General features: G+C 70.6%; 1 pseudogene. It reads left to right on the plus strand.

From position 1 onward, the window contains the following. Positions 1 to 121: 121 nt before the first annotated feature. Positions 122 to 1,482: pseudogene (locus AB0300_RS18805) on the plus strand (IS3 family transposase). Positions 1,483 to 1,515: the final 33 nt, after the last annotated feature.

Consider the following 1,515-nt stretch of genomic DNA (forward strand, 5'->3'; position numbering starts at 1 on the left):
CCCTGTGCGTCAGGATGGGGTGAGACACCAGCACTGCTGACCTTCGCACTGCACGGGGCGAGAACGGACCAATACTGAGATGACGATGACGGTTGCTGACGTCGGCACCGATGATGGGGCTATGGCTCCTCGTGCTGACCGGCCCAAGAGGCGGACGTTCACCGCCGAGTTCAAAGCGGCGATCCTGGCCGAGTACGACGCCGCGGACCGCTCTGGGCGTGGGGAGATCCTGCGCCGGGAGGGCCTGTACACCTCCCACATCATCGAGTGGCGCAAGGCCGCGGCCGCCGGCTCGCTGTCCGGGCTGGGCAGCAAGCCGCGGGACCGGCGCGAGCGGGAGCTGCAGGCGCTACGGGCCCGGGCGGAGAAGGCCGAGGCCGAGCTGGCCAAGACCAGGGCGGCGCTGGACCTGATGGGAAAAGCACACGCGCTCTTGGAGACGCTCTCCGAGAGCGCGGACAAGCCGCCGCGGTCGCCGCGGTGATCAACCCGGCCGTCGACGGGCTGGCCGAGCACGTCGGCACCGCGGCTGCGTGCGCGCTGCTGGGTCGCTCCCGCGCCAGTCACTACCGGGCCAAGAACCCGCCACCGCCACGTCCACGGACACCGCGGCCGGCACCGGCGAACAAGCTGTCCGCCGCCGAGCGGGCCCACGTGCTGGCCGTGTTGACCAGCCAGCGGTTCGCGGACAAGTCGGTCGCCCAGGTCTGGGCCACGCTGCTGGACGAGGGCACCTACCTGTGCTCGATGTCCACGATGCACCGGATCCTGCGCGAGCACGACATGGCCGGGGAACGGCGCCGGCAGGCGAGCCACCCGCCCCGGACCCGGCCCGAGCTCGTCGCGACGGCGCCGGGGCAGGTGTGGAGTTGGGACATCACAAAGCTCAAGGGGCCGGAGCGGGGCGTGTACTACGACCTGTACGTCGTGCTCGACATCTTCTCCAGGTTCGTCGTGGGCTGGACCATCGCGGCCCGCGAGGACGCCGAGATCGCCAAGAACCTGCTCGAGCACGCCATGGGCATCCATGGCGTGCCGGAGGCGATCCACGCCGACCGCGGGACCTCGATGACCTCCAAACCGGTCGCTCAGCTGCTCGTCGACCTCGGGGTGGCCAGGTCGCACTCCCGCCCGCACGTGTCGAACGACAACCCTTACAGCGAGGCGGCGTTCAAGACGCTGAAGTACGCCCCGGTCTTCCCCGAGCGCTTCGGGTCCCTGGCCGACGCCGGCGCGTTCGCCGAGCAGTTCTTCGCCTACTACAACCACGAGCACCGCCACTGCGGGATCGGGCTGCACACCCCCGCCAGCGTCCACTTCGGCACCGCCGGGCAGGTCCGCGCCCAGCGCCAGGCCACCCTGGACGCGGCCTACGCCGCCCGTCCCGAGCGCTTCGGCCACCGCCGACCCCAGGCGCCCAAGCTGCCCGAGGCCGCCTGGATCAACCAGCCCTCACAGGAGGCCCTCATACAGACCGCCTGACGGAATCTGTCTCACCCGCCTTGACACTTTCCG

Origin of the sequence: Microbacterium sp. NPDC078814 (genome assembly GCF_040702645.1) — a bacterium.
Taxonomy (GTDB): Bacteria; Actinomycetota; Actinomycetes; order Actinomycetales; family Microbacteriaceae; genus Microbacterium.